This is a genomic window from Streptomyces cyaneofuscatus (assembly GCF_033109485.1).
Taxonomy (GTDB): domain Bacteria; phylum Actinomycetota; class Actinomycetes; order Streptomycetales; family Streptomycetaceae; genus Streptomyces; species Streptomyces cyaneofuscatus.
Genome location: NZ_CP137002.1, coordinates 5,155,968 through 5,180,417, shown reverse-complemented (window position 1 = coordinate 5,180,417; position 24,450 = coordinate 5,155,968). Strand labels below are relative to the sequence as shown.

Sequence of the window (24,450 nt, the reverse complement as noted above, 5' to 3'; positions counted from 1 at the left end):
CGGTCGAGCCCCGTGCCGGGCAAGGGCACGGGGCTCGGTTCGGGTCAGATCCGGCGGATCAGGTCCGGCGGATCAGGGCTTGACGGCGATCCGGCCCTCGTCCATGCGGAGCAGCAGCAGCCGCTCACCGGTCTTGTCGAGGAACTCGTCGACGGCCTGCCGCGACCCCTGCCAGTACCCGTAGTCGTCGATCAGCAGCACCCCGCCGCTGACCAGCCGGGAGTACAGGTGCTCCAACTCGTGCTTGGTGGAGGCGTACCAGTCGGTGTCGAGCCGCAGGATCGCGATCTGCTCGGGCGCCTGGGCGGGGACCGTGTCCTCGACCCGTCCCTGCACGTAGTGGACGCGCTCCTTCGGGTACGGCACGTTCTCGAACCCGGCCTGTACGTCCTCCAGCGAGGCGACCGCCCAGATCGGCCGGTCCTTGCCCTGGGCGTCCAGCAACTCCTGGGCCGGGCGCCCGTCGCGCCGCAGGTCCTCGGCGGTGGGCGGGGTCATGCCCTCGTACGTGTCGAAGAGATACAGCTCGCGCTCGTCCTCCCCGACGGAGAGCAGGGTCCTGGCGCAGGCCTGCATGGAACCGCCGCGCCAGACGCCGCACTCGACGATGTCACCCGGGATGTTGTGCCGGGCGATGTACCGGGTGGCGAGGATGAAGGCGTTGAGCCGCTCCGGCGAGGTCATCGAGTACGGCTTGACCGCCCGGATGATGTCCCTGGCCTCGTCGTCGTAGTCCGCCGGGAAGGTGAGGGCGGACTTCTTCGCGGCCGGCTTCGGGGCCGGCGCCGCCACGGGGGCGGGGGCCGGGGTCGAGGCCGCCAGGGACTGGGCCGGGGCCGTGCGGGCGGCGGGCACCGTCACGCGCCTGAGCTGGTATCCGGTGAGCTGCTGAAGGACGCCGTTGACGGCGTTGCGCCAAGCCATGGACCGGGACAGTACGCGCGCTTTATGGCGCATGTCACCTTTCGTCAACCTGTCATTGATCGGGCCGATTCCTGTTCGAGTGAGAGTGAGGCTGCCTGTACGGGGACGGTTTTCGGGCGTCCGCACTGCTCGCGGCCGTCCAGCGGCGCGGGCAGCGGGACGGCGTCGACACCGCCGACCCGGTTGGCCCACCAGACCGCCAACTCCCTTACGGCGAACATCGTCAGCCGCGGATACCGCTGCGGCTTGCGGAAGACACCGACCGAGTCGCCCCAGTAGGCGGCCTTCTTGTCGATGGCCCGGTAGTCGTGCCAGATGCCCTTCCGCGGCGGGAAGTCGGTGTAGGCCTCGCGGAGTTCGAGCCGGGAGTGAGCGGCCAGCGCGCGGAACCCGTCGGGGTAGTAGCGCCAGCAGTCCTGGGCATCGTGGACATGGCCGCGCGAGGGCGCGGTGATGAAGGCGTGGCCGCCGGGCTTCAGGACCCGGGCGATCTCCAGCATGGAGGCCCAGAAGAACGGGATGTGCTCGAACGCCTGCCCGGAGAGCACGACATCGGCGCTGTTGGAGCGGGCGGGGATGCGGTACGGCTTCTTCATGACGGCGTCCACATTGGGCCCGTCCTGGACGTCGACCCCGAAGTAGTCGATGGAGTGCCCGGCGAGCAGCGCCCGGTGGGTGCGGGTCTGCTTGCCGGAGATGCGCGACCCGAGGTCGACGACCCGGTACGTGCCCTTGCCGGAGGCGGGCCCTTCGACGGGCAGGTACTCCTGGATGCAGAGTTCCATCTGCTCGTAGGCGGACCGGTGCATGGACGTCTCCCAACCTGGCGGTGTGCGTGAGCTGTCGGAATCAACGACTGGACGGGGCAAAGGGGACGGCGAAGAACCGCCGTACGACCCGTTCCGCCGCGTGCCCGTCGTCGTACAGGCAGAACCGCTCCCGGAACGCGGTGCGCAGCGCGGCCGACGCGGGCGAGCGCCACTCCCCCGTACGGAACACCTCGACCAGTTCGTCCGAGGTGGCGGTGACGGCGCCCGGGGTGTCGCCGGGCCGGCCGGAGAGCAGGTCGAAGTAGGTGCCGCGCGTGGTCCGGTAGGCGTCCCAGTCGGGGGCGTGGACGACGATCGGGCGGTCCAGGCAGGCGTAGTCGAAGGTCAGGGACGAGTAGTCGGTGATCAACGCGTCGGCGGCCAGGCAGAGTTCTTCGACCCGGGGGTGTGCGGTGACGTCCAGGACGCGTCCGGTCGGCGCGCTCCCAAGTCCTGCGGACCGGCCGTAGAAGTAGTGGGCGCGCACCAACACCACGTAATCCGGGCCCAGTTCGCGGGTCAGGTGCTCGGGGTCGAGGTCGGGGGCGAAGCCCTCGCGGTAGTCGCGGTGGGTCGGGGCGTAGAGGATCGCCGTCTGGTCGGTGTGGATGCCGAGTTCGGCGCGGATCTTCGCGATGTCCTCGGCGGTGGCGGTGAAGTAGACGTCGTTACGGGGGTAGCCGAGGTCGAGCCGCTGGTACGAGCCCGGGTAGACGCGGTCCCAGACCTCGGTGCTGTGCGGGTTGGCGGAGAGGCTGAAGTCCCACTGGCCCACGTGGGCAAGGATCTTGGCGAAGTCCGCCTTCCGGGCCAGTTCGGGGTAGGCCCGCTGGTCGAGGCCCATCGTCTTGAGCGGGGTGCCGTGGTGGGTCTGGAGGTAGCGCTGACCGGGGCGTTTGGTGAAACCGCCGGGGAAGCTGGAGTTGTTGACCAGGTACGTGGCGGTGGCCATCGCCCGCCAGTAGGGGCGCGAGCCCTCGATGACGTACGGCACACCCGGGGGCATCCGGTCGCGGTGCCGGGAGGAGACGGCCCACACGCCCCTGATGTGCGGGGCGAGTTCACGGGCCTTGGCGTGGATGGCGGCCGGGTTGCAGGCGGCGCCCCGATTCCAGTACGCGCCGTAGACGGCGAGGTCCGGGTCGAGCGGACGATGGAGGTCGGTGCGGTAGGCGGCCCGCATGGCCTGCCTGCGGACGTACCGCTTCACGGAAGCTCGGGTGGGCATGGCGGGGGCACGGCGGGGCATGGCAGCCGAGCGTAATCCCGGCAGCGGGGAACGGACGGCCCGCGTTCACCCGTTCGGGTCAGCGGTGGTGACCCCGGGACCCGGCCTCTGTTGACCAGGACATGAAGCCACCGCTCCTCAGCGTCGTCATCCCCGTCCACAACGTCGAGGACTACCTGGAGGACTGCCTGCGCTCGGTGGCGGACCAGAGTCTCGACGCCATCGAGGTGGTGATGGTCGACGACGGCTCCACGGACGGCAGCGGGCGGATCGCCGCCGCGTTCGCCGCCCGGGACCGCCGGTTCCGGCTGGTGCGGCAGGAGAACGCCGGGCTGAGCGCGGCCCGCAACACCGGCGTCCGGCACACCACCCCGACCGTGCCCTACCTGGCGTTCGCGGACAGCGACGACTTCGTCGTCCACGACGCGTACGAGCGGATGGTGGCCTCGCTGGAGTCGACCGGCTCCGATCTGGTGACCGGCAACGTGTGGCGGCTGACCGGGCAGGGGCGGCAGCAGGCGTGGCAGTACCGCTGGCTGACCGCCTCGCGCTCCCGCACCCACATCATCCGGGACCCGCGCCTGCTCGCCGACCGGGTGGCGTGGAACAAGGTGTTCCGGCGCTCCTTCTGGGACGGGCACGCCTTCACGTTCCCGGAGGGGAAGCTGTACGAGGACACCCCGGTGATGATCCCCGCGCACTATCTCGCGGGCACGGTCGACGTCCTGCACGAGCACGTCTACTACTGGCGGGTGCGGGAGGGGTCGATCACCCGGCGGCGTACGGACGTCACCGGCGTACGGGACCGGATCGCCGCGTGCGAGCAGGTCAGCGCGTTCCTGGGCGAGGGCGGGCACGGGGGCGCGGAGCGGCGGCGGGCGTACGACGCGTCCTGTCTGCGCGACGACTTCGGGTACTTCCTGGACGGCCTGCCGATGGGCGGCGACGCGTACCGGACGGCGTTCCTGGAGGGTGCCGGGGCGTTCGTCGACCGGGCGGGGGACGGGGTGCTGGTAGGGCTGCCGGCGGAGCTGCGCATCAAGTGGCGGCTGGTGCGGGAGCGGCGGCTGGAGGAGCTGCTGACCGTCCTCGCCTTCGAACGGGCCAATGGCGCGGGCACGTTCGCGGTGGAGGGGCTGCCGGGGCGGCGGCGGGCGGTGTACCCCGGTGTGCGCGGCGTGAGCGCCCGGCTCGCGCGCACCGACGTACCGGCGGTCGCACGGCTCGTGGAGGCGCGGTGGGGCACGGACGGGAAGCTCCGGCTGCGCGGGTACGCCTATCTGCGCAACTTTCCCGCCGGGTCGGCGCGACGGCAGCTGAAGGTGGGGGTGCTCCGGGCGGAGGCGGGGCGTCGGATGCGGGCGGTTCCGGTGCGGTCCGTGAGTGGGCCCGAGGCGACGGTGAACTCCGGTCAGGAGCTGCACGGTTACGACCACGCCGGCTTCGAGATGGTCCTCGACCCGGACCGGCTGCCCGTGACGGGGGCCGGGGGTGGGGGCGGCGGTGGCTGGCTGGTCGGGCTGGTCGTCGTGGCGCGCGGGGCGGTCCGGCGGGTGGCGGTGCGCGCTCTGGACGCGGGCGCGGACCAGCCGCTCGTGCACGACCTGGGCGACGGCCGGCGGGCGGTGCTCGACCACCGGGGCGGGCGGCTGCGGGTGCGGGTGGAGCGGCTGGGTGCGGTGGTGGAGGGGAGCGGCGGTGCGGAAGGGGGGCCGCTGGAGCTGAGGGGGCGGTGGATCGGGGGCACGGAGCCGACCGCTCTCCTTCTGACGCGCGACGGGGAGGAGCGTTCCCTCCCGGTGGAGTGGGGGTGCGGCGGGGATCGTGGGACGGCGTTCACGGTACGCGTGTCTCTCGACGGCCTCGCCGCAGTGCCGCCCGCCCCGCACCGGGCCCCCCGTGAGGTCGAGGCGGGGGCCGGCGCGCGCTGGCGGGCCCGGCTGCTGCTCGCCGACGGGACCCGCGCCCCGCTGCCCGCCGCCCCGGACCTGCCGCCGCCCGCGTGTGCGGACGCGGCGGGGAACCTGGTCGTGGACCTGGGAGGGCTGCCGGTGGTGGACCGGGTGGAGCGGTCGGCGGACGGGTCGCTGCGGATCGCGGGGACGTACGCCCCGGGGGCCTGCGCCGACGCACGTCTTCTTCTCCGTCACGAGACCCTGGACGAGACGGTCCCGGTCACCGAGGTCACCGTCGAGGGCCTCCCCACCGGCCGCTTCTCCGCCCGGATCGCCCCGCCCCTCCCCCAAGGCCGCTGGGCCCTCCACCTGGACGGTCACCCCGTGCGCGTCCTCACCTCCCTCGCCGGACACCTCCCCTGCGGCGACTCCGCCCTCGCCCTGGAGCGGCGCAACGGCGACCGGCTGACCGTCCTGGCGGCTCCGGCGCTCCCGGCCGCCGAGCGGAGCGCGTACAGCAGACGGCTCCTGCGCGACGCGCACCACCCCGCACGGCGCACCACCGCGCACCTCCCGCTCCTGGACACCGTCCTCTACGCGGGCGGCTCGGGCGGCGACTCCCCGCGCGCCGTGCACGCCGAGCTCGTGCGCCGGGGCACGGAGACCGAGCACCTGTGGGTCACGGGTGGGACTCCCGGCCGTACGACCCCCGTACCGCCCGGCGCGCGGGCCGTCCCCGTGCACAGCGCCGCCTGGTACGAGGCGCTGGCCCGCTCCCGCCGGATCGTCACGGACGAGCAGCTGCCCGCGTGGTTCGAGCGGCGCCCCGGGCAGGTGGTCGTCCAGACCTGGCACGGCACCCCGCTCGGCCGCTTCGGCACCGGCCTGGCCGAGACCCTCTACGCCGACCACCAGCATCTCGCCACCTTGGCGCACCGGTCGGCCCAATGGTCGGTACTGGTCTCCCCGAGCCGCTTCGCCACCCCCTTGCTGCGCAGGTCACTGGCGTACGGGGGCGAGGTGCTGGAGGCCGGATCGCCGGCCAACGACGTGCTGTGCGCGCCCGACCGGGAGAAGGCCGCCGAGGAGATCCGGCGCACGCTCGGCGTACCGGAGGACCACCGCGTCGTCCTGTACGCGCCGACCTACCGCGACCACCTGGCCCATCCCCCGTCCGCGTCCCGCGACGCCCCCGACCGCACGTCGCCCGGCCCGTACCGCTGGGATCCGGCGCTCGACCCGCACGCGCTGGCCCGCTCGCTGGGCCCCGGCCACACGGTGCTGGTGCGCCGGCACCCCCGGGTCACGGGCGGGGTCCGGAACGGGCCCGGCGTCCTCGACGTCTCGGGCCACCCCAGCGCGGCCGGACTGCTCCTCATCGCCGACGTGCTGGTCACGGACTACGCGGGGCTGATGTTCGACTTCGCACTGACGGGCCGCCCGATGCTCTTCCACACGTACGACCTGGAGCACTACCGCGACACCGTGCGCGGCTTCTGCCTGGACTTCGAGACCCGGGCGCCCGGTCCGCTGCTGGTCACGACGGACGAGGTGGCGCAGGCGTTGCACGGCCTCGGAGCGGTGGCGGCTCGGCACGCCGACGCGTACGAGAGCTTCCGCCGCGACTACTGCGACCTGGACGACGGCGGGGCGGCGGGACGGGTGGCGGACCGGCTGCTCGCGGACCGCGCGTAGGGCTTCGCGCGCTGCCTGCGGAAGAAGCCCGCCCCGTCCCCCGGAAGAGTGGCAGCCGGGAGGGACGGCCCCGCGCACGGAACCCATGACGTGTGTCCCTCTCCTCTCCCACCCCCGCCTCGCCCGAGACCCCCACCTCCGCCACCTCCGCCCCTCCCCCCACGGCGGCCGAGGACGACGGACTTGCCGTAGCGCCCCGGTGGCTGCCCTCGCCCTACGTCCTGCTGGGCGGCCTGCTGTGGGCGGTGCTGTCGGCGGCGGCCTGGCGGGTGCCGATGTGCTGCGAGGCCGGGCTCAACGCGGCCGTCGTCGAACGGCTGCGGAGCAGTCTGCTGCACCCGGCGTTCCCGATGACGGACCTGCCCGCCGTGGCCAGCGCGCACTACTCCCCGTACGCCCTCGTCCAAGGCCTGACCGCGCGGGCCAGCGGGCTCTCCGGGCAGACCGTGCTCGCGCTGTCCGCAGCCGTGAACCTGGCGCTGCTGCTGACCGGGATCGGCCGGCTGGCCCGGCAGCTGACCCCGAACCGCTGGGTGCCGGTCCTCGCGCTGGTCCCGCTGGGCCTGATCCACTGGGCGGATCCGGGGCGGTGGAGCGCGCCGGGCACGTTCGCCGTCGCGGTCACCCTCCATCTGTGGGCGTGGACCGGTCACGCGGTCACCCGGCTCCCCCGCCCCGGCTCCGGGCGGCCGCCGGGCCGGGCGCCCCGGTGGGTGGAGGCGGCGGGGATCGGCGTCCTGCTCGGGCTCGTCCTGCTGGTCCATCGCCCGACGGCGGTGGGTGCGGCGCTGGGCGTGGTCGCGCTGGTCGCGGTGAAGCAGCGGACCCGGATCAGACCGACGTTGCGGCGGTGGGCGGTGGCCGGGCTGTGCGCGGTGGGCGTGGCGGCGGTGTGGCCGTACTACAACGGGCTCACGGCCGCGCAGCCCCCCGCGTCCACCGCGGCCTCGGACCGCCCGGAGACCGGCGGGAAGCCGGTGACCGGGGAGCCGTACACCTGGGCGACCGCGCACGTCCCGCCCGGGGAGGTGGTGCTGACGGACAGCGCCCCGGCGATGTACGCCCTGGCCGGGCACGGGGCGTTCCTGCTCGCGGACCAGGTGCCGGACGTGGGGCTTCCGGCGGCGGAGCGGCGGGCGCGGAGCAGGGCGGTGGCCACGTATCTGGACGCGGCGACGCCCCAGGAGGAGCGGGACCGGATCGCCGGGCGGTACGGGGTGCGGTGGGTGCTGCTGACCCGGTTCCAGAAGCTGCCGGGGGACGCGTCGGTGCTGGCGTACAGCCCGCGTACGGGCGAGGTCCTGGCGCGCGTACCGGAGCGGTGAGGTCCGCGGGCCGGAGCGGTGACCCCTGGGGCCGCTTCAGGCCGCCTCAGGCGCCGTTGCGCAGCGCGGCGACCGCCGATGCGGCCAGGTCGTCCAGGTAGCCCTTGGGCAGCTCGCTGCGGACCACGACGAGGCGCCAGTACAGCGGCCCCACGATCAGGTCGAGGGCCCGGTCCGGATCGCTCCCCTCCGGCAGCTCCCCCCGGGCCACCGCCTCCCGCACCACCACGGCGGCGACGCCCTGCTGCTGGTCGAGGAGGGCGGCCTTGATCGCCTCGGAGATCTCCGGGTTGCGGGCGGCCTCCACCAGCAGGTCGGGGATGACCTGCGAGGCGACCGGGTGGCGCAGGGCGTAGGCGGCGAGTTCGAGGACGGCGCGCACATCCCCGTACAGCGAACCGGTGGCCGGTGCGGGCATCCCCTGCGAGGCGACGGCCGCGACCAGGTCGAGGACGAGGGCGAGCTTGGACTTCCAGCGGCGGTAGACAGCGGTCTTGCCGACCCCGGCACGCCGCGCGATGCCCTCGATGGACATCCGGGCGAACCCCACCGCGGCCAGTTCTTCGAAGACGGCCGCGCGGATGGCGTCGGTGACGTCCTCGCGCAGGACGGCGGCGCCTGCGGGGGCGCGGCGGCGGGTTCCCCGTTCGGTGGTCATGGCCCGAATGATAGTCGGCGACGACGGAACGGTTGCGTTACGACGTACAAGCGTCCTACTCTCGGCGTTACGACGGTACGGTCCCGTCCCAACGAGGGCGTCCCCACGGGACCGTATCGCCCCCTCCTCTCCCCTTCACCGAAAGTGACCGTTCGTGGTGAGCCAGACAGCAGCCCCGCCGCCCCCGGTGAGCACACCCGCGCCGAGCGCCCCCACATACGCCGCCGGCGAGCTGGCCGCCCTCGCCGCCCGGCACGGTCTGACGGTCAGCGGCGCCCGGCCCTCGCTGCCCGCCTACATCCGGCAGCTCTGGGGGCGGCGGCATTTCATCGCCGCGTTCGCGACGGCCAAGCTGACGGCCCAGTACAGCCAGGCGAAGCTCGGCCAGATCTGGCAGATCGCGACGCCGCTGCTGAACGCGGCGGTCTACTACTTCATCTTCGGCGTCCTGCTGGACACCAAGCGCGGGGTGGAGGACTTCGTTCCGTTCCTGGTCACCGGGGTCTTCATCTGGACCTTCACCAGCAGTTCGATCACCGCGGGGACACGCGCCATCAGCGGCAACATCGGGCTGGTGCGGGCCCTGCACTTCCCCCGCGCCTCGCTGCCGGTGGCACTCGCGCTCCAGCAGTTGCAGCAGCTGCTGTTCTCGCTGGGGGCGCTGACCCTGATCCTGCTGGTGTTCGGCCAGTTCCCGCGCCCGTCCTGGCTGCTGGCGATCCCGGCGCTCGCCCTCCAGGCGGTGTTCAACACCGGCGTGTCGATGGCCGTGGCCCGGCTGACGGCGAAGACGCCGGACATCGCGCAGCTGATGCCGTTCGTGCTGCGGACCTGGATGTACTCCTCCGGCGTGATGTGGAGCCTGGACCACCTGCTCCAGGGCGAGCGGGTGCCGCACGCGGTGATCGTGGCGCTGGAGTACAACCCGGCGGCGATCTTCATCAACCTCATGCGGTTCGCGCTCATCGACAGCTACAGCGCGGCGCAGCTGCCGCCGCACGTGTGGGCGGCGGCGGCCGGCTGGGCGCTGCTGTGCGGGGTGGCGGGATTCGTGTACTTCTGGAAGGCCGAGGAGACGTACGGACGTGGCTGACATCACCGATCCCTCCGGGGACCACCGGGTACCGACCGTCGTGGTGGACGACGTCCACATCACGTACACCGTCAACGGCGCCCGTACGGGCAAGGGCAGCGCGACCTCGGCGCTCAGCCGGATCACCTCGCGCCGCCGCACCCCCGGCGCACGCCAGGTGCACGCCGTGAAAGGCGTCAGCTTCGCCGCGTACAAGGGCGAGGCGATCGGCCTGATCGGCTCCAACGGCTCCGGCAAGTCGACCCTGCTCAAGGCGATCGCGGGCCTGCTCCCGCCGTCCCACGGCAAGGTCCACACCCAGGGCCAGCCGTCGCTGCTCGGGGTGAACGCGGCCCTGATGAGCGACCTCACCGGCGAGCGCAACGTGGTGCTGGGCGGACTCGCGATGGGCATGACGCGCGCGCAGATCCGCGAACGCTACGACGACATCGTCGCCTTCTCCGGCATCAACGAGAAGGGCGACTTCATCACGCTGCCGATGCGCACGTACTCCTCCGGCATGGGCGCCCGGCTCCGCTTCTCCATCGCGGCCGCCAAGAGCCACGACGTCCTGCTGATCGACGAGGCGCTCTCCACGGGCGACGCGAAGTTCCAGCGCCGCAGCAAGGACCGCATCCAGGAACTCCGCGCCGAGGCGGGCACGGTCTTCCTGGTCAGCCACAGCAACAAGTCCATCACCGAGACGTGCGACCGGGCACTGTGGCTGGAGGCGGGCACGCTGAGAATGGACGGCCCGGCGAAGGAAGTGGTGGCGGAATACGAGAAGTTCACCAAATCCAGCCCGTCCGGCGTTTGAGGACGGACCCCCACGCCGAGGGGGCCGGCGCCCTCAACAGGCCCCGGCCCCCTCACCCCCGTACGGCCACCGCCTAAGCGTGCGTACGCAACAACGTCCGCATCGTCCGCATGGCCACCGACAGATTCGCCAGATCGAACGCGTCCGACCCCTGGATCTCCTCCAGCGTCGACCGCGACCGCGCCAGGATCGCCGCGTTCTTCTCCTCCCACGCCCCGAACCGCTCCTCCGGCGTGGCCGAGTCGTCGCCCACGCTCAGCACGTCCGAGGTGAGCGCGGCGTGCGCCGCGTACAGGTCCTCGCGGATGGAGGCGCGGGCCATGGACTGCCAGCGGTCGGCCCGCGGCAGGTCGATGATCCGGTCCATCAGCTGGGTGATCCGCAGCCGGTCCGCCAGGTCGTAGTAGACCTCGGCGACCTCCAGCGGGTCCTTGCCCGTCCGGTCCGCGATCGCGACGATGTCCAGCGCCGGGAAGGCGGAGGAGAACCCGGCGACCCGGCCCGCCAGCTCGCTCGGCACCCCGGCGGCGGTCAGCTCGTCCAGGATCGAGTGGTACCAGTCCAGGTCGGCACCGCGCACCAGCTTGGGCAGCTCGTTCCAGACCTGCTCGACCCCGTCCCGGAACATCGCGATGGTCTCCGCGATGGCGACGGGCTGCGGCCGGTTGCCCAGCAGCCAGCGCGAACCGCGCTCCACCAGTCGCCGCGAGTGCAGCCGGATCCGGGTCTGGACATCGGCAGCGACCTGGTTGTCCAGGGCCTCGACCGCGTCCCACACCTGGGCGAGGCCGAAGATCTCCCGGGCCGTGAACTGCGCCCGTACGATCTCCTCGATCGACGCCCCGGTCTCCTCCCGCAGCCGGTGCAGGAAGGTCGAACCGGCGGTGTTCACCGTGTCGTTGACCAGCACCGTCGTGATGATCTCGCGGCGCAGCGCGTGCCCGTCGACCGCCTCGGGGAACCGCTCGCGCAGCTGGCTCGGGAAGTAGGCGTGCACCAGCTTCTGGAGGTGCGGGTCATCGGGCAGGACGGTCGAGATCAGCTCGTCCGCCGTCGTGATCTTCGTGTAGGCGATCAGCACCGCCAGCTCGGGCTGGCTGAGCCCCGTCTCGTTGCTGAGCAGCTCACGGATCTGCCGGTCGGCGGGCAGAAACTCCAGCGCCCGGTCCAGCGCCCCGTCCTTCTCCAGCCGCCGCATGAAGCGCTGCTGGGCGTGGAGCAGGGAGGGCGCCTGGGCGGAGGCGTTGGAGAGGGCGACGTTCTGCGCGTAGTTGTTGCGCAGGACGAGCGCGCCGACCTCGTCGGTCATGTCGGCGAGCAGCTTGTTGCGCTGCTTGACGGTCATGTCGCCGTCCCGGACGAGTCCGTTGAGCAGGATCTTGATGTTCACCTCGTGGTCGGAGGTGTCCACACCGGCGCTGTTGTCGATCGCGTCGGTGTTGATCCGGCCGCCGTTGCGGGCGAACTCGATGCGGCCGAGCTGGGTGGCGCCGAGGTTGCCGCCCTCGCCGACGACCTTGGCCCGCAGCTCCTCGCCGTTGACGCGGATCGCGTCGTTGGCCTTGTCGCCGACGTCGGCGTTCGACTCGGAGACGGCCTTGATGTACGTGCCGATGCCGCCGTTCCACAGCAGGTCGACGGGGGCCTTGAGGATGGTCTGCATCAGGTCGGCGGGCGTCATCTTGCTCACCGACGCGTCGATGCCGAGCGCCTCGCGGATGTGGTTGTTCAGCGGGATCGACTTGGCGCTGCGCGGGTGGATGCCGCCGCCCGCGGAGAGCAGGTCGGTGTCGTAGTCGGCCCAGGAGCTGCGCGGCAGGTCGAAGAGGCGGCGGCGCTCGGCGTACGAGGTCGCCGCGTCCGGGGTGGGGTCGATGAAGATGTGCCGGTGGTCGAAGGCGGCGACCAGGCGGATGTGCTCGGAGAGCAGCATGCCGTTGCCGAACACGTCACCGGACATGTCGCCGACGCCGACGACGGTGAAGTCCTCGGTCTGGGTGTCGTGGCCCAGCTCCCGGAAGTGCCGCTTGACGGACTCCCAGGCACCGCGCGCCGTGATGCCCATGCCCTTGTGGTCGTAGCCGGCCGAGCCGCCGGAGGCGAACGCGTCGCCGAGCCAGAAGCCGTACGCGACGGCGACCTCGTTGGCGATGTCCGAGAAGCTCGCGGTGCCCTTGTCGGCGGCGACGACGAGGTAGGTGTCGTCCTCGTCGTGACGGACGACGCCGGCGGGCGGCACGACCTCGCCGGCCACCATGTTGTCGGTGATGTCCAGCAGCGCCGAGATGAACGTGCGGTAGGCGGCGATGCCCTCGGCGAACCAGGCGTCCCGGTCCACGGACGGGTCCGGGAGCTGCTTGGCGACGAAGCCGCCCTTGGCGCCGACGGGGACGATGACGGTGTTCTTCACCATCTGTGCCTTGACCAGGCCGAGCACCTCCGTACGGAAGTCCTCGCGCCGGTCCGACCAGCGCAGCCCGCCGCGGGCGACCTTGCCGAAGCGCAGGTGGACACCCTCCACGCGCGGCGAGTAGACCCAGATCTCGAACGCCGGGCGGGGCGCGGGCAGATCCGGGATGGCCTGCGGGTCGAACTTCATCGAAACGTAGGAGTGCGGGGTGCCGTCCTCCGCGTTCTGGAAGAAGTTGGTGCGCAGGGTCGCCTTGATGACGGTGAGGAAGGACCGCAGGATCCGGTCCTCGTCGAGCGAGGCGACCTGGTCCAGGGCCCCGTCCAGCTCCTCCAGGAGCCCGTCGGTGAGCTCCGTGCCCGCGCTCTGGCGGCCGGGCGACATCCGGGCCTCGAAGAGCGAGACGAGCAGCCGGGTGGTGTGGACGTTGTTGCGGAGGGTGGACTCCATGTAGTCCTGGCTGAACGTGGATCCGGCCTGCCGCAGGTACTTCGCGTAGGCGCGCAGCACCACGGCCTGGCGCCAGTTCAGCCCGGCGCCCAGCACCAGCGCGTTGAAGCCGTCGTTCTCCGCCTCGCCCTTCCAGACCGCCGCGAACGCCTCCTGGAAGCGGGCGCGGGCGTCGTCGGCGAGGTGGCCGGTGTGGCCGTTGGTCTGCGGCATCCGCAGCCCGAAGTCGTAGATCCAGGCGTGCGTACGGTCCGCGCAGCGCAGCTCGTACGGACGCTCGTCGACGACCTCGACACCGAGCTGCTGGAGCGCCGGGAGGACCGCGGAGAGGGAGACCTGCTCGCCGGTCCGGTAGATCTTGAAGCGGCGCTCGCCGGGGCCCGCGCCGACCGGCTCGTACAGGCTGAGGGCGAAGTCCCTCTCGCCCTCCTTCAGGGTCTCCAGGTGGACCAGGTCGGCCACGGCGGAGCGCGGCGAGTGGTCGGCCTTGTAGCCCTCGGGGAAGGAGTGGCCGTACTGGCGGTTGAGTTCGGCGGCGCGCTCCTCGCCCAGCTCGGCGTTGAGCGCCTCGCCGAAGCCGTCGGCCCAGGAGCGGGCGGCCTCGACGAGGCGGGCCTCGATGCGGTCGGCGTCGGCGTCGGTGAGGTGCGGCAGCTCGGTGCCCGGGGGGACCCGGACGACGAAGTGCAGCCGGGAGAGGATCGACTCGGTGTTCCAGGCGGTGAAGTCGACGCTGGTGCCGCCGAGTTCCTCCTTGAGGATGTCGATCAACCGCAGGCGTACGCCGGTGGTGTACCGGTCGCGCGGAAGGTAGACGATCGCCGAGTAGTAGCGCCCGTACTCGTCCTGGCGCAGGTAGAGCCGCAGCCGGCGGCGCTCCTGGAGGTAGAGGACGGAGGTCACGACGTCGCGGAGCTGATCGACGGGCGTCTGGAACAGCTCGTCGCGCGGGTAGGTCTCCAGGATCTGGAGCAGGTCGCGGCCGTCGTGGCTGTTGTACGAGAACCCGGCGCCCTCCACCACTTCGGCGACCTTGCGGCGGATGACGGGCACCCGGCGCACGGACTCGGTGTAGGCGGCGGAGGAGAAGAGGCCGAGGAAGCGGCGCTCGCCGACGACGTTGCCCTTGGCGTCGAACTTCTTCACGCCGACGTAGTCGAGGTAGCTGGGCCGGTGCACGGTGGCCCGGCTGTTGGCCTTCGTCAGGACGAGGAGCTTGTGCTCGCGGGCCTTGGCGCGGGCGTCGGCGGGGAGCCGGTCGAAGGACGGGCTGACCGGGTGGTCCTCGCTCTCGCTGTGCTGCGGGTCGGAGCGCAGGATGCCGAGCCCGGTGCCGGGTACGGCGGCGAGCGCGTCGCTGTCCTTGAGCTCGTACTCGCGGTAGCCGAGGAAGGTGAAGTGGTCGGCGGCCAGCCAGCGCAGCAGCTCGCGGGCCTCCTCGACCTCCTCGTCGGCGAGGTCGTCCAGCGGCTCGCCCGGCAGGTCGTCGGCGATCCGGAGGGCGGCGTCGCGCATCTTCCCCCAGTCCTCGACGGTCTCCCGTACGTCGGACAGGACGCGGCGCAGGTCGGCGGTGATCTGCTGGAGGTCGGCGCGGTCGGTCTCGCGGTCGATCTCGACGTGGATCCAGGACTCGACGAGCGCGTCGTGCGGCAGCTCGGCCGGGGCGTCCTTGCCGCCCTTGTCCTTGCGGCCCTTGGAGGTCTTCGGGGTGCCGGGGCCGCCGGAGAGGACCTCGATGAGCTTGCCGGTGACGTCGCGGCGGACGGTGACCTGCGGGTGGATCACGACATGGATGCCGCGGCCCTGCCGGGACAGCTCGTTGGTGACGGAGTCCACCAGGAACGGCATGTCGTCGGTGACGACCTCGACGACGGAGTGGCTGCAGGTCCAGCCGTTCTCCTCGACGGTCGGGGTGTGCACGCGGACGTTGGCGGTGCCCTGCGGGCGGTTCTCGGCCAGCCGGTAGTGCGAGGCGGCGGCGCCGTAGACATCGACCGGGTCCCGGCCGCCGAGGTCTTCGGGAGCCGTATGCAGGTAGTAGCGCTGAAGGTAGGCGAGCACCGCGTCCTGACCCGGACGGGCGTCCTCGTCGGCCCCGGAGGCGGCGACCCGCACCCGGGGAATACCGCCCGGGCCACCGACACCACCGCCCGGGCTGTGGTCAGCTACCTGGGCGGCCCGTGCGAGCTGCTCGGCCTTGGCTTCGTCCAGCTTGGTCTGCATGTCCTCTGGCTCCTGTCGCGCGCCGTTGCGTGACGTAGGTGAGAAAAACGACGTACCGCCACGACACGGGGTTTCCGGTCTGGGTCGACGCTATGCCGCTTCGAGAGTCACCCGGGACCACATGGGCCGTTTGTGACGGCCGGTCCGGGGTCGGGAGATCGCGGATCGCCCGGGTGCGGTGGCACTCCGGGCGGCGGCCGGGGGCTTCGCTGCCCCCGAGGCGTATCGCGCTGATCACGGCACCAGGCTATCGCCCCCGCACCCCACCCCGTCATGAGCCGCATGTGTACAAAAGAAGACATCGAACTTTGACACTTCGGACAGTGCGGCGTATCGCCTTGGCGCATGCACGGAACGGGGGCAACCTGATACCGGGGGACGCGAGCAGGTCCCGAGAGCCCCGAGGAGCGCACCATGCCTGAGCCCGAGAAGATCCTCATCGTCACCGGCGACGCCGCCGAGTCCCTCGAAGTGCTCTACCCCTACCAGCGGCTGCTGGAGGAGGGGTACGACGTCCACATCGCGGCCCCCGAACGCAAGACGCTGCGCTTCGTGGTCCACGACTTCGAGCCCGGCTACGACACGTACACGGAGAAGCCCGGCTACACCTTCCCCGCCGACCTGGCCTTCTCCGAGGTGGACCCCGGGGCGTACATCGCCCTGGTGATCCCCGGCGGCCGGGCCCCCGAGTACCTCCGGAACAACGCCGAACTGCGCAAGATCATCGGCGCCTTCTTCTCCGCCGACCGCCCGGTCGCCCAGATCTGCCACGGCCCCCTGATCACCGCCGCCACCGGCAACCTGAGCGGCCGCCGCGTCACGGCGTACCCCGCCCTGGAGCCGGACATGCAGAGCGCGGGCGCGACGTTCCAGGACACGGAGGCGGTGGTGGACGGCCCCCTGATCTCGTCAAGGGCCTGGCCGGACCACCCGGCCTGGATGCGCGAGTTCCTGAAGGTGCTGCGCTCATCCAGCCCGTCCGGCGCTTGAGGACGTCTTTTCACGCGCCCAGTTGCCCAGCCACCGAACCGAACCAGCTCGCCCGGCAAGATCCAGCCCGTCCGGCGTTTGAGGACATCTTTTCAGCCTGTCCGGCGCTTGAGGACGTCCTTCAGGCCGTCACGCGGAGAACGTCTCCGCCAGGGCAACCGCCTCCCCCAGGCTGTCCACCACCGGCACCCCCGCCGCCAGCAGACTGCTCCGGCTGTGCGACCCCCCGGTGTACAGCACCGCCCGCGCCCCCACATGCGCCGCCGCCACCGCGTCGTCCACCGCGTCCCCGATGACCACCGAGTTCTCCGGGGATATCCCGCCCACCCCGGCCAGCGCCTCGAAGTGGCGCTCCATGTGGAGCGCCTTGCTCCCGCCCGACGGCCCCGTCCGCCCGTCCACGCGGACGAAGTGCGACTCGATCCCGTACCCGCGCACGACCGGCACGAGGTGCTCGTGCCCGTACATGCTCAGCAGCGACTGGCTGTGCCCGGCCAGCTTCCACTGCGCCAGCAGGTCCTCCGCCCCGGCGGTCAGCCCGCAGGCGACCCGGCGCTCCGCGTAGTACCGGTGGAAGATGTCGTCCATCCGCTCCCACTCGGCCTCCGTGGGCAGCCGGCCCAGGAGCCGCTCGTAGAAGCGGGGTATGGGCACGCAGTACATCTCCCGGTACTGCTCCAGCGTGAGCGGCGCCAGCTCCACCTCGGCGAACGCGGCGTTCGTCGCGTGGATGACGGCGTGGATGTCGTCGAGCAGTGTGCCGTTCCAGTCCCAGACCAGATGCGTGCGTGTCTTCCCGGGTGTCATACAGAAAAAGTACCCGCCGGGTCTGACAACGCCGAGGCCTCGGCCTGTGAGCTTCAGCCGATGAGCTGCGGAATCTCCTGGACACCGAACCAGAGCAGCTCGTGGTCCTCCGCCCCGTCCACCGTGAACTGCGCGTCGTCGTCGCCGAGGTCCGCCGCCCCCAGGGCCGCCGCGGCCGCCGCCACGTCCTTCTCGGCCTCGTCGGCGTCCACGTGCACCGCGGCGGCCTTGGCCAGCGGCAGGGCGGCGGCGAGGCGCACCTCGCCGAGCGAGGCCGCGCTCAGCCCGTGGTCGGGGTCGGCGGTGGCGGCCCCGTCGGGGACGTCGACGGCGACGACGATCCGGCGCCGGGCCTCGTCCGGGGCCCCGGCGATCAGCCGGAGAGAGGCGGCGGCGGCCCGGTTGAGCGCCGCGTACTCCAGCTCCTCGATGTCGTCGGAGACGTACCACTCGCGTAGCCCGGGGGTGACCGCGTAGGCCGTCAGCGGCCCCGGGCCGACCTCACCGGACGCGTGTGCCGCTGCGAGACCGGAGAGGGTCAGGGGGACGTACACGCGCATGGCAGGCCGCTTTCGTAGTCGGAAACGCCTTCAGGATACGTGGGGACCGTCCCCTTTCGGGTTTCGGCAACCGGGGGCCCACGTCCACCCACGACGCTCCGTCACCCCCGCGCCGGCCCTTGCGGCACCTGGCCCGCACCCCGGATAGGTGAATCCCGCCGAGCCCCTGACCGGGCACGGGAGCCCCTTGCGGTGTTGTCGGCCGTCCCCGTAGAAGATCCCCAGCACAAGTTACCGCCCGGTATTTCCGGGCCCGGTTCACGGGGGCGTCGAACATGAGCATGAACAGCACAAGGCCTACCAACCGCCGCGACCAGCGCCGGCCCCAGGCCGTACCTCCGCAGCGGTCCCGACGGCTCCAGCCGCACCGCCCGCCGCGGCCCCACCAGTGGTTCGCCGAACGGCTGCTCGCGGTCCTCAGCGGCCAGCGCCCGGTCCACTGGATGCTCGGCCACACCATCGGCGACGCCTACGACCAGCTCGCCGAACTGGCCCCCAGCACCCCGCTCGGGGCCACCCGGGGCCACCGCCCGGTCCTGCGCCACTGCCACGGCGCCCAGCCCGCCACCGGGGTGGTGGAGGCGTTCGCCAGCATCGCGGCGGGCGACCGGGTCCAGGCCATGGCCTTCCGCCTGGAGCAGGGCCCCGACCAGCGCTGGCGCTGCGCGGCCGTGGAGCTGGGCGGCGAACGCCTCGTCCCGGCCGGAAACACCGGTCCGGGGCCGCGGTGACGCCCACAACGCGGCCGGTGGAACCCACAAAGCGGCAGGTGGCGCCCACAAAGCGGCCGGGGCCGGACACCCTGCGGTGTCCGGCCCCGGCCGATGCGGCGCTGCTGGTGCTACTTCTTGCGACGGCGACCGCCGCCGCCACCGCTCTTCTGCGCCTTGCGGCGCTCGGCACGCGTCAGCCCGTCCGAGGAACCGGACTGCGCACCGTCGGTGGCGAAGTCGCCCTCGACGACACCGCCCTCGCCGTCCACCGTGGGGGCGGAGAAGTGCAGCCGGTCCGGACGCTGCGGGGCCTCCAGGCCCTTGGCGCGGATCTCCGGACGCGCGGCGGGAGCACCCTCCTTGGAGAGCGAGGTGCGCTCGGCCGCGTCGTGCACGGGAACCTCTTCGACCTGCTGCTCGACCTGGACCTCCAGGTTGAACAGGTAGCCGACGGACTCCTCCTTGATGCCCTCCATCATGGCGTTGAACATGTCGAAGCCCTCGCGCTGGTACTCGACCAGCGGGTCCTTCTGCGCCATGGCCCGCAGGCCGATGCCCTCCTGGAGATAGTCCATCTCGTAGAGGTGCTCGCGCCACTTGCGGTCCAGCACGGAGAGGACCACGCGCCGCTCCAGCTCACGCATGATGTCGGAGCCGAGGGTCTTCTCGCGCTCCTCGTACTGCTCGTGGATGTCGTTCTTGACCGACTCGGCGATGAACTCGGCGGTGACGCCCGCCAGGTCGCCGGCCGCCTCCTCCAGCTCGTCGACGGTGACCTTCACCGGGTAGAGCTGCTTGAAGGCGCCCCACAGCCGGTCCAGGTCCCACTCCTCGGCGAAGCCCTCGGCGGTCTCCTGCGCGATGTAGTCGTCGATCGTGTCGTCCATGAAGTGCCGGATCTGGTCCTGGAGGTCCTCGCCCTCCAGAACGCGGCGGCGCTCGCCGTAGATGACCTCGCGCTGCCGGTTGAGCACCTCGTCGTACTTCAGGACGTTCTTACGCGTCTCGAAGTTCTGCTGCTCGACCTGCGACTGGGCGGAGGCGATGGCACGGGTGACCATCTTGTTCTCGATCGGCACATCGTCCGGGACGTTCGCCATCGACATCACGCGCTCGACCATCTGGGCCTTGAACAGGCGCATCAGGTCGTCGCCCAGCGACAGGTAGAAGCGGGACTCGCCCGGGTCGCCCTGACGGCCGGAACGACCGCGCAGCTGGTTGTCGATACGGCGCGACTCGTGCCGCTCCGTGCCGAGCACGTACAGCCCGCCGAGCTCCTTGACCTCTTCGAACTCCGCCTTCACGGCCAGCTCGGCCGACTCCAGCGCGGCGGGCAGAGCCGCCGCCCACTCCTCGACGTTCTCCACCGGGTCGAGTCCGCGCTGGCGCAGCTCCGCCTCGGCGAGGTCGTCCGGGTTGCCACCGAGCTTGATGTCGGTGCCTCGGCCGGCCATGTTCGTGGCGACCGTGACGGCGCCCTTGCGGCCGGCCTGGGCGACGATCGTCGCCTCCCGGTCGTGCTGCTTGGCGTTGAGGACCTCGTGCTGGACACCGCGCTTGGAGAGCTGCTGCGAGAGGTACTCGGACTTCTCGACCGAGGTGGTGCCGACCAGGATCGGCTGGCCCTTCTCGTGCTTCTCCGCGATGTCGTCGACGACGGCCGCGAACTTGGCGACCTCGGTGCGGTAGATCAGGTCCGACTGGTCGGCCCGGACCATCGGCCGGTTCGTCGGGATCGGCACCACGCCGAGCTTGTAGATCTGCTGGAACTCGGCGGCCTCGGTCATCGCCGTACCGGTCATGCCGGAGAGCTTGTCGTAGAGGCGGAAGAAGTTCTGCAGGGTGATCGTGGCGAGGGTCTGGTTCTCGTCCTTGATGTCCACCCCTTCCTTCGCCTCGATCGCCTGGTGCATGCCCTCGTTGTAGCGGCGGCCGGCGAGGATACGGCCGGTGTGCTCGTCGACGATCATGACTTCGCCGTCGATGACGACGTAGTCCTTGTCCTTCTTGAACAGTTCCTTCGCCTTGATGGCGTTGTTCAGGTAGCCGACGAGCGGGGTGTTGACCGACTCGTAGAGGTTGTCGATGCCGAGCCAGTCCTCGACCTTGGCGACACCGGCCTCGTGGATGGCCACGGTCCGCTTCTTCTCGTCGACCTCGTAGTCGCCGGTCTCCTCGATGCCCTTGAGCTGGTTGCCCGCCTCACCCTTGGTGAGACGCGTGACCAGCTTGGCGAAGTCGCCGTACCACTTGGTGGCCTGGTCGGCCGGGCCGGAGATGATCAGCGGCGTACGGGCCTCGTCGACCAGGATCGAGTCGACCTCGTCGACCACGGCGAAGTTGTGGCCGCGCTGGACGAGCTCGTCCTTGGACCACGCCATGTTGTCGCGGAGGTAGTCGAAACCGAACTCGTTGTTCGTGCCGTACGTGATGTCGCAGGCGTACTGCTCGCGGCGCTGCGCCGGCGTCATGTTGGAGACGATGCAGCCGATGGTCAGGCCCAGGAACTTGTGGACCCGGCCCATCATCTCGGAGTCGCGCTGGGCGAGGTAGTCGTTGACCGTGATCAGGTGCACGCCCTTGCCGGAGAGCGCGTTGAGATACGCGGGCAGGGTACCGACGAGGGTCTTGCCCTCACCGGTCTTCATCTCGGCCACATAGCCGAGGTGCAGGGCGGTTCCGCCCATGATCTGTACGTCGTAGTGGCGCTGTCCGAGGACGCGCTTCGCGGCCTCGCGGACCGTGGCGAACGCCTCGGGGAGCAGGTCGTCCAGGCTCTCGCCGTCCGCGTACCGTTCCTTGTACTCGTCGGTGAGCGCCCGCAGCTCGGCGTCGGAGAGGTTGACGAAGTCCTCTTCGATGGAGCTGACCTGGTCCGCGATGCGGTGCAGTTTGCGCAGGATCTTGCCTTCGCCTGCACGCATGAGCTTGTTGAAGACGGACACTGAGGCTGGTCTCCTTGCCGGTCGGGCCTGGCACTGGTCGTGTGATGGACGCTGGCGCGGGCACGGCAGGTGGGCCCCACCGCAACGGCCATCGTAAGCGAGGACCCCACCGCGCCGGGAGGGCTGCCGCCGCGTGGACCTCGCCGCACCCTCCAGGGACAACGGCTGAGAGGCTCGGAAGGTGCCGGGAAGCCCCGAAAGTGCTCGCATCGCGGCTCCCGGCTCATGAGAATCACTGTATGGAGCCGACCACTCTCACCACGCGACGCCTTCTCCTGCGGCCGTTCGGCCCGCAGGACACCTACAAGGTGCACGCGGCCTGCCAGGACCCGGACATCCAGCGCTGGACGGTGATCCCCTCCCCGTACCGGCTCACCGACGCGGAACTGTTCATCGCCCAGCTCGCCCCGGCCGGGTGGCGGGACGACTCCGCGTACAGCTTCGCCCTGGTGCTGCCGGAGACCGGGACCCTCGTCGGGGCGCTCTCCATCGACCGCCGCAGCCGTCCGGGGACGTACGAGGTGGGCTACTGGTCCACCAAGGAGCACCGCGGTCGCGGGTACGTCACCGAGGCGGTGCTCGGCTCCGCCCGCTGGGCCTTCAGCGCGCTCCGGGCGGACCGGCTGGAGTGGCGGGCCGAGATCGGCAACCTGGCCTCCCGTGCCGTCGCCCTGCGCGCGGGGTTCCATCTGGAGGGCGACCAGCGGTCCGGGCTGCTCAACAAGGGGGTGCGGCGCGACGCCTGGACGGCGGCGCTGCTCCCGTCCGACCTGGGGCTGCCCGGCGCCCACCCGTATCTGCCCGAGCGGCACGCCGAACGGCCCGGTGGAGTCCCGGACTCCGGGCGGTGAGGCGGGGCGAGGGTGGAGGGTGCGGCCGTGGCCGGATCCCCTCACCCGTTGTCAGTGGTGCCGTCTAGGGTTCCACGTATGACGCCTGTGCCTCCTCCCGCAGTCGAACTCTCCGCCGACCAGGCCCGCCGCATAGCGCTGCGCGCCCAGGGCTTCCTGGGGGCGCCGGACCGCAGGGCAGGGGTGCCGGGGGTGCTGCGCCACCTCGGCGCCGTCCAGCTGGACACCATCTCGGTGCTGGCCCGCTCGCACGAGCTGATCCCCTACGCCCGGCTCGGTGCGGTCGGCCGGCGCACGGTGGAGGAGGCGTACTGGTCGGGCGGCCGGTCCTTCGAGTACTGGTCGCACGCCGCGTGCATCCTGCCCGTCGAGGAGTGGCCCCACTTCGCGTTCCGCCGCCGCGCCTACCGCGCCCGCCCGCACTGGCACCACGATCTGCCCGACGGCGCCTACGACACGGTGATCAAGCAGCTGAGCGCCGAGGGCCCGTTGACGGCGACCGAGCTCGGCGGCGCGAAAAACGGCGGGGAGTGGTGGGACTGGTCGGCCTCCAAGGTCGCCGTCGAACGGGCCCTGATGTACGGCGAGGTGGTCTGCACCGAGCGGCGCGGCTGGAAGCGGGTCTACGACCTCGCCGAGCGCGCCATCCCGGACGCCGTGCTCCACGACGACCTGAGCGATACCGAGTGCCGGCGGCGGCTGGTCGCGCTGGCGGGCAAGTCCCTGGGGGTCGGCACCCGCAGCGACATCGCGGACTACCACCGGCTGCGGGGCGAGGAGTTCGACGAGGTGGTGGCGGACTCGGGCCTGGTCCCCGTGGCGGTGGAGGGCTGGGCCAAGCCCGCCTGGGCGGACCCCGAGGCGCTGGCGACGGAGCCGCGCGGCCGTCACCGTACGACGCTGCTGTCGCCGTTCGACTCGCTGGTCTGGGAGCGGGCGCGCACCGAGCGGATCTTCGGCTTCACGCACCGGCTGGAGGCGTACGTCCCCAAGCCGAAGCGGATCCACGGCTACTTCGCGATGCCGTTGCTGGCGGGCGGGAAGCTCCAGGGCCGCGTCGACCCGGCGCGCGAGGGCACCACGCTGATCGCCCGGCAGGCGTCCCTGGCCGGTCCGAAGGCGGTGGTCCCGATGGCCGAGGCCCTGGTGGAGGCGACGGCCTGGGTGGGCTGTACGGACATCCGGCTGGAGCGGATCGACGCCCCGGAGCTGCGCGACCCGCTCAGGGACGAGATCGGCCGGGCGCTGCAACGGGCCTACCGCTGAGGGGCCGGGCAGGCGCGACGGCGCCTACCTGATCTCCAGGATCTTCTCCCGCATGGCATAGACCACGGCCTCCATGCGGGAGTGCAGCTGGAGCTTCTCCAGAATATTGCGGACGTGGTTCTTCACCGTGTTCTCGGAAATGAACAACTCCTTGGCGATATCCCGGTTGTTCATGCCGGTCGCCACGAGCTTGAGGACTTCCAGTTCCCGTTCGGTGAGCCGGGGGGCGGGGACGAGCCGGCGCTCGTCCGTGCGCTGGATCATCGATTTGAACTCGGTGAGCAGCTTGGAGGCCATGGACGGGCTGATCTGCGACTGCCCGTCCGCGACAGCGCGAATGGCCGTCGCCACCTCGTCGGTGGAGATCTCCTTGAGGAGGTATCCGGTGGCGCCCGCCTTGATCGCGTCGTAGAGGTCGGCCTCCTCGTCGCTGATCGTCAGCATGATGATCTTCGCGCTGGGGGCCACCTCCTTGATGGCGGTACAGGCCTCGATGCCCCCGCGTTTGGGCATCCGCACATCCATCAGAATGATGTCGGGCAGCAGGTCGGCGGCCTTGTCGACCGCCTCCGAGCCGTCCCCGGCCTCACCGACGACCTGGATGTCCTCCTCCTGCGCGAGGACGATCTCCAGACCCCTGCGGAAGAGCGCGTGGTCGTCGACCACGAGGACCCGGATGGGCTCCTTGCGCGAGGGGCCGTCCGGGTCGTCGTCGGTGCGGGCACCGGCGTCGTCGGAACCACTCGCACCGCGCACGGGCCCGAAGGTGTCCACCATCGTTCCTCCCCCTGAAGGCCACGGCCTGATAG

Annotated in this window: 17 protein-coding genes; 8 read left to right on the top strand and 9 right to left on the bottom strand. The window is 71.4% G+C overall.

Annotated elements, in window-relative coordinates; all coding sequences use genetic code 11:
• Positions 1-72: 72 nt before the first annotated feature.
• The 3 genes from R2B67_RS22845 to R2B67_RS22835 are packed head-to-tail and all read right to left on the bottom strand — an operon-like array spanning position 73 to position 2,961.
• The gene (locus R2B67_RS22845; RefSeq protein ID WP_237326184.1) at positions 73-957 is read right to left on the bottom strand and encodes a TylF/MycF/NovP-related O-methyltransferase; all 885 of its coding nucleotides are present in this window, start codon (positions 955-957) and stop codon (positions 73-75) included.
• Between the two features lie 11 nt (positions 958-968).
• Positions 969-1,733, bottom strand: coding sequence for a methyltransferase domain-containing protein (locus tag R2B67_RS22840; RefSeq protein WP_018512301.1), 765 nt, complete (start codon positions 1,731-1,733; stop codon positions 969-971).
• A gap of 40 nt (positions 1,734-1,773) precedes the next feature.
• Complete coding sequence (locus R2B67_RS22835) at positions 1,774-2,961, bottom strand: CDP-glycerol glycerophosphotransferase family protein (RefSeq protein WP_317824939.1); 1,188 nt, start codon at positions 2,959-2,961, stop codon at positions 1,774-1,776.
• 122 nt (positions 2,962-3,083) lie between these two features.
• Here R2B67_RS22835 and R2B67_RS22830 point away from each other — a divergent pair, with 122 nt between their 5' ends.
• Both R2B67_RS22830 and R2B67_RS22825 read left to right on the top strand, forming a co-directional pair.
• Entirely contained in the window at positions 3,084-6,551 is a 3,468-nt protein-coding gene (locus R2B67_RS22830; protein WP_317820656.1) for a bifunctional glycosyltransferase/CDP-glycerol:glycerophosphate glycerophosphotransferase, read from the top strand.
• Between the two features lie 92 nt (positions 6,552-6,643).
• Entirely contained in the window at positions 6,644-7,876 is a 1,233-nt protein-coding gene (locus tag R2B67_RS22825; protein ID WP_317820655.1) for a hypothetical protein, read from the top strand.
• A 46-nt stretch (positions 7,877-7,922) separates the two neighbouring features.
• Here the strand turns inward: R2B67_RS22825 and R2B67_RS22820 are convergent, their stop codons facing one another.
• Positions 7,923-8,534, bottom strand: coding sequence for a TetR/AcrR family transcriptional regulator (locus R2B67_RS22820; protein ID WP_018512297.1), 612 nt, complete (start codon positions 8,532-8,534; stop codon positions 7,923-7,925).
• Positions 8,535-8,721: 187 nt separating this feature from the next.
• Here R2B67_RS22820 and R2B67_RS22815 point away from each other — a divergent pair, with 187 nt between their 5' ends.
• Together R2B67_RS22815 and R2B67_RS22810 are read left to right on the top strand one after the other, a co-directional pair.
• Positions 8,722-9,627: an ABC transporter permease gene (locus R2B67_RS22815; protein ID WP_317824938.1), complete on the top strand. Its 906-nt coding sequence runs from the start codon at positions 8,722-8,724 to the stop codon at positions 9,625-9,627.
• Positions 9,620-10,423 carry an ABC transporter ATP-binding protein gene (locus R2B67_RS22810; protein ID WP_317820653.1) on the top strand — a complete coding sequence of 268 codons (804 nt, stop codon included), beginning with the start codon at positions 9,620-9,622 and terminating at the stop codon, positions 10,421-10,423. The genes R2B67_RS22815 and R2B67_RS22810 overlap by 8 nt, the downstream gene beginning before the upstream one ends.
• A gap of 73 nt (positions 10,424-10,496) precedes the next feature.
• Here R2B67_RS22810 and R2B67_RS22805 read toward each other — a convergent pair whose 3' ends face one another.
• A complete protein-coding gene (locus R2B67_RS22805) occupies positions 10,497-15,509 on the bottom strand; it encodes an NAD-glutamate dehydrogenase (protein WP_317820651.1) in 5,013 nt (1,670 codons plus the stop codon).
• A 414-nt stretch (positions 15,510-15,923) separates the two neighbouring features.
• Here R2B67_RS22805 and R2B67_RS22800 point away from each other — a divergent pair, with 414 nt between their 5' ends.
• Complete coding sequence (locus tag R2B67_RS22800; protein ID WP_317820649.1) at positions 15,924-16,499, top strand: DJ-1/PfpI family protein; 576 nt, start codon at positions 15,924-15,926, stop codon at positions 16,497-16,499.
• A 129-nt stretch (positions 16,500-16,628) separates the two neighbouring features.
• Here the strand turns inward: R2B67_RS22800 and R2B67_RS22795 are convergent, their stop codons facing one another.
• Positions 16,629-17,306: an HAD family hydrolase gene (locus R2B67_RS22795; protein ID WP_317820648.1), complete on the bottom strand. Its 678-nt coding sequence runs from the start codon at positions 17,304-17,306 to the stop codon at positions 16,629-16,631.
• A 53-nt stretch (positions 17,307-17,359) separates the two neighbouring features.
• Positions 17,360-17,866 carry a DUF6912 family protein gene (locus R2B67_RS22790; protein WP_317820647.1) on the bottom strand — a complete coding sequence of 169 codons (507 nt, stop codon included), beginning with the start codon at positions 17,864-17,866 and terminating at the stop codon, positions 17,360-17,362.
• Positions 17,867-18,141: 275 nt separating this feature from the next.
• Here R2B67_RS22790 and R2B67_RS22785 point away from each other — a divergent pair, with 275 nt between their 5' ends.
• Positions 18,142-18,597: an Rv3235 family protein gene (locus R2B67_RS22785; RefSeq protein WP_317820646.1), complete on the top strand. Its 456-nt coding sequence runs from the start codon at positions 18,142-18,144 to the stop codon at positions 18,595-18,597.
• Between the two features lie 110 nt (positions 18,598-18,707).
• Here the strand turns inward: R2B67_RS22785 and secA are convergent, their stop codons facing one another.
• The gene (gene secA, locus R2B67_RS22780; protein ID WP_317820645.1) at positions 18,708-21,524 is read right to left on the bottom strand and encodes a preprotein translocase subunit SecA; all 2,817 of its coding nucleotides are present in this window, start codon (positions 21,522-21,524) and stop codon (positions 18,708-18,710) included.
• Between the two features lie 239 nt (positions 21,525-21,763).
• Here secA and R2B67_RS22775 point away from each other — a divergent pair, with 239 nt between their 5' ends.
• Positions 21,764-22,375 (top strand): GNAT family N-acetyltransferase, encoded by a 612-nt coding sequence (locus R2B67_RS22775; protein WP_317820643.1) that lies wholly within the window; start codon positions 21,764-21,766, stop codon positions 22,373-22,375.
• Positions 22,376-22,453: 78 nt separating this feature from the next.
• Positions 22,454-23,641, top strand: a complete 1,188-nt coding sequence (locus R2B67_RS22770) for a winged helix-turn-helix domain-containing protein (RefSeq protein WP_317820642.1) — start codon at positions 22,454-22,456, stop codon at positions 23,639-23,641.
• Positions 23,642-23,665: 24 nt separating this feature from the next.
• Here the strand turns inward: R2B67_RS22770 and R2B67_RS22765 are convergent, their stop codons facing one another.
• Positions 23,666-24,418, bottom strand: a complete 753-nt coding sequence (locus tag R2B67_RS22765; protein WP_237326196.1) for a response regulator — start codon at positions 24,416-24,418, stop codon at positions 23,666-23,668.
• Between the last annotated feature and the right edge of the window lie 32 nt (positions 24,419-24,450).

What these genes read in the sequence shown, in the direction of transcription:
- R2B67_RS22765 (WP_237326196.1), bottom strand. Translation starts at nt 24,418, where the DNA reads ATGGTGGACACCTTCGGGCCCGTGCGCGGTGCGAGTGGTTCCGACGAC.
- R2B67_RS22840 (WP_018512301.1), bottom strand. Translation starts at nt 1,733, where the DNA reads ATGCACCGGTCCGCCTACGAGCAGATGGAACTCTGCATCCAGGAGTAC.
- R2B67_RS22805 (WP_317820651.1), bottom strand. Translation starts at nt 15,509, where the DNA reads ATGCAGACCAAGCTGGACGAAGCCAAGGCCGAGCAGCTCGCACGGGCC.
- R2B67_RS22785 (WP_317820646.1), top strand. Translation starts at nt 18,142, where the DNA reads ATGAGCATGAACAGCACAAGGCCTACCAACCGCCGCGACCAGCGCCGG.
- R2B67_RS22820 (WP_018512297.1), bottom strand. Translation starts at nt 8,534, where the DNA reads ATGACCACCGAACGGGGAACCCGCCGCCGCGCCCCCGCAGGCGCCGCC.
- R2B67_RS22790 (WP_317820647.1), bottom strand. Translation starts at nt 17,866, where the DNA reads ATGCGCGTGTACGTCCCCCTGACCCTCTCCGGTCTCGCAGCGGCACAC.
- R2B67_RS22800 (WP_317820649.1), top strand. Translation starts at nt 15,924, where the DNA reads ATGCCTGAGCCCGAGAAGATCCTCATCGTCACCGGCGACGCCGCCGAG.
- R2B67_RS22775 (WP_317820643.1), top strand. Translation starts at nt 21,764, where the DNA reads ATGGAGCCGACCACTCTCACCACGCGACGCCTTCTCCTGCGGCCGTTC.
- R2B67_RS22770 (WP_317820642.1), top strand. Translation starts at nt 22,454, where the DNA reads ATGACGCCTGTGCCTCCTCCCGCAGTCGAACTCTCCGCCGACCAGGCC.
- R2B67_RS22835 (WP_317824939.1), bottom strand. Translation starts at nt 2,961, where the DNA reads ATGCCCACCCGAGCTTCCGTGAAGCGGTACGTCCGCAGGCAGGCCATG.
- R2B67_RS22795 (WP_317820648.1), bottom strand. Translation starts at nt 17,306, where the DNA reads ATGACACCCGGGAAGACACGCACGCATCTGGTCTGGGACTGGAACGGC.
- R2B67_RS22845 (WP_237326184.1), bottom strand. Translation starts at nt 957, where the DNA reads ATGCGCCATAAAGCGCGCGTACTGTCCCGGTCCATGGCTTGGCGCAAC.
- R2B67_RS22830 (WP_317820656.1), top strand. Translation starts at nt 3,084, where the DNA reads ATGAAGCCACCGCTCCTCAGCGTCGTCATCCCCGTCCACAACGTCGAG.